The 2,892-nt window shown below is 34.4% G+C and carries 4 protein-coding genes; 3 read left to right on the forward strand and 1 reads right to left on the reverse strand.

All coding sequences use genetic code 11. The annotated features are described in order from the left end of the window. The 3 genes from M0R38_13370 to M0R38_13380 form a co-directional block, all read left to right on the forward strand. Positions 1–863: histidinol-phosphatase (locus tag M0R38_13370; GenBank protein ID MCK9482726.1), on the forward strand; the 863-nt coding region annotated here is incomplete at its 5' end. 26 nt (positions 864–889) lie between these two features. Next, on the forward strand, positions 890–1,408 hold the full coding sequence (locus tag M0R38_13375; GenBank protein ID MCK9482727.1) for an O-acetyl-ADP-ribose deacetylase: 519 nt from the start codon (positions 890–892) through the stop codon (positions 1,406–1,408). Positions 1,409–1,470: 62 nt separating this feature from the next. Then, a complete protein-coding gene (locus tag M0R38_13380) occupies positions 1,471–2,379 on the forward strand; it encodes an AEC family transporter (protein MCK9482728.1) in 909 nt (302 codons plus the stop codon). Here M0R38_13380 and M0R38_13385 read toward each other — a convergent pair. Further along, a partial coding sequence (locus M0R38_13385; protein MCK9482729.1) for a GNAT family N-acetyltransferase occupies positions 2,363–2,892 on the reverse strand: 530 nt, incomplete at its 5' end. The two genes, M0R38_13380 and M0R38_13385, sit on opposite strands and share 17 nt — an antisense overlap.

Below are 2,892 nucleotides of genomic sequence, written 5' to 3' on the forward strand. Positions count from 1 at the left end.
TATTACAACCTATGAACAAGCCAAACTTTTTAAGTAACTACCATGGTCATTGCCACTTAGATGATGGTATTGGGGAAATTGAGGAAATTGTCCAATTTGCCATTGATAAGGGCTTTGATGCTTTAGGATTTAGTTGTCACACCCCAAACTCTTTAGATGACTCTTGGCATATGAAAAGTAGTGACTTTGATTACTACATCAATGAACTAAATAAACTAAAAGAGAAGTACAAAGGGCAAATTGAACTTTATAAGGCACTAGAATTAGATTATATAGAAACTACAGGCGAACTTGCAGGGTACGAGTATAAAAAGAGATTAGATTATGTAATTGGGGCAGTTCACTACATCTACCATCCTTTAAGTGGTACTTACTACACCATTGATGGTCCAATTGATGAGTTTAAACTTTTGTTAAAAGATAATTATAACAACGATATTAAAAAGTTTGTTGATCACCACTTTACTTTACAAGAGAAGATGATAAGCAATTATGAGATTGATTTTATTGCCCACATCGATTTAATTGAAAAATATAATAAGCACTCAATTTATTATAAACCAAGTGAAGCATGGTATTTAAAAAGAGCCACCTCCTTTTTAGAAAAAATAAAAGAGAAAAATGTAAGAGTTGAGATAAACACTGGAGCTATGGCTCGAGGCCATACTGACACTTTTTATCCTTCAAACGAACTGTTGAAAATAATTAAAGAGATGGAAATTAGTTTAGTTATTAACTCTGATTCTCATACCAAAGAGAATTTAGATCACAGTTTTGATTTTGTTTATAAGCAATTAAAAACACTCGGCTTTAAAGAAGTTAATGTATTAACAAACAACAAATGGAGTCAAATAGAGTTGTGATATACTTTTAAACAGGGGGTAAAGGTATGGGTGTTGATAAAAGAATTAGCCTATATTTAGGTGATATTACCACGCTCGAAGTTGATGCCATAGTTAATGCTGCTAACACTACACTACTTGGTGGTGGAGGTGTTGATGGAGCAATCCATGCAAAAGCTGGACCTAGATTATTAGACGAGTGTAGAACCTTAGGAGGGTGTAACACAGGCGATGCTAAAGCAACTAGTGCTTATCGTTTGCCTAGTCGTTTTGTAATTCACACAGTGGGACCTGTTTATAGAGGGGGAAATAACAATGAGGCACAACTGCTTTCTAGTGCCTATTGGAGATCACTCGAGGTAGCTCTAGAAATAGGTGCTAAGACAATAGCTTTTCCTGCAATAAGCACTGGAGTTTATGCCTATCCCTTAGAAGAGGCCACTTCAATAGCTATTACTACTGTTGATAAATTCTTAAGTGAAGTAGCAGAAGATAAAATTGAGACTGTAGTATTTGTCTCCTTTGATCAAAAAACTCACTCTATTTACGAAAAAATGGTAAGTTAGATTGTCTAAGAGGGGCCACTTGGCTATTATATAGGAATATTATTGTAAATAGGTGAATACAAATGACTCAATACTTCGTTGCTGGATTACCAGTACTGTTACTTTTTAGTGTTGGTTTTTTATTAAACAAAATTAACTTTTTTAAAGATAACACAATTGTTGAACTTAAGAACCTTGTTTTGTATGTTACTCTCCCCACCCTTCTGTTCACCACTTTCTTAAACGCTAAAATAAATGCTAGTGAATTTGTCATTCCAATAATAATCATCATTTTCTGTTTAGTAGTTTTATTTATTGGGTTTGCAATTAAAAAAATATTTAAAATAGAGAGTCCTTACTTCCCATTTTTAATTGGTGGTTATGAGTTGGGGATGTATGGATATGCTGTTTTCATTGCCCTTTATGGACAACACAACCTTTGGGCCCTCTCCTTTTTAGATATTGGACACACTTTGTTTATCTTTGCCTTTTTCTTAACAATCTACCAACACAAACACCATGGAAGTCAATCTCCATTACAAATTGTTAAAACAATCTTTTTATCACCTCTTATTATTGCAATCTTCTTAGGAATGGCATTTGCCAATATCCCCGCTTTGGTGGGTAAGTTTCCCGATGTCTTAAATTCAGTTGTAGTAACTTTAGCAGCTGCTACTGTTCCATTAATTGGAATTGCTATTGGGTATCAACTAAAAATTGATAAAAGCAATTTAAAGATGGCTTTAGTAACTATAGGGATTAGGAAGGTTGTCAACTTTTCAGCTGCTTTGTTGCTACTGGCGATTTATCCATTTGAGCCTATTTACCAAAAAGCAATTTTAACTTTAGCTTTAACACCTCCAGTGTTCTTAATTAGTATTATTGCAGCTAAAGATGAACCTAGACACGTTAACTACATAAACACCACTATCAGCATCGATAGTGTATTATCACTCTTTTTAATGATTGCTGTTGCTATGGTTTATCGCTAAGTTGAATTTTCTCAGCTTTAGTGAGGGACATTATTAATTTACCCCCCTCACTGTTGGGTTTCCAAAATGAGCGTTCTTTAAGGTGTTGATCAATTACAAAACCCATCTTCTCATAAACCCTGATTGCCTTGAAGTTCATTTGAGCAACTTCAAGGTGAATCTCTTTATAAGGAAGACTCTCTATTAAGTATTTTTGCAATTCTAAAGCTATCCCCATCCCTCGATAAGCACTGTCAGTTACTACTGTGTCGATATAAAGTTGTTCAATGTGTAAGTTGAGTTTTTTCCCTAATGCTCTATAGAGTCTAAAGTAGCTGTATAGCCCTTTAGCAGCTCCTAAGTGTTTTACTAACTTGTTTCTTTTAATTGTAATAGAGCGGCTATTGAATGTTGAATATGCTACTACAGAAACTACGTTGCCCCCTAAAAGAGCAACGTAGTGGTTTTGAGGTACAAACAATTGCTCTAAAAGATCGGCAATTGTATCTAAATCTGTTGATAAAAATTGAAGTG

The sequence above is a fragment of the Bacteroidia bacterium genome (assembly GCA_023228875.1).
Taxonomy (GTDB): Bacteria; Bacteroidota; Bacteroidia; order NS11-12g; family UBA955; genus JALOAG01.

What these genes read in the sequence shown, in the direction of transcription:
- M0R38_13375 (MCK9482727.1), top strand. Translation starts at nt 890, where the DNA reads ATGGGTGTTGATAAAAGAATTAGCCTATATTTAGGTGATATTACCACG.
- M0R38_13380 (MCK9482728.1), top strand. Translation starts at nt 1,471, where the DNA reads ATGACTCAATACTTCGTTGCTGGATTACCAGTACTGTTACTTTTTAGT.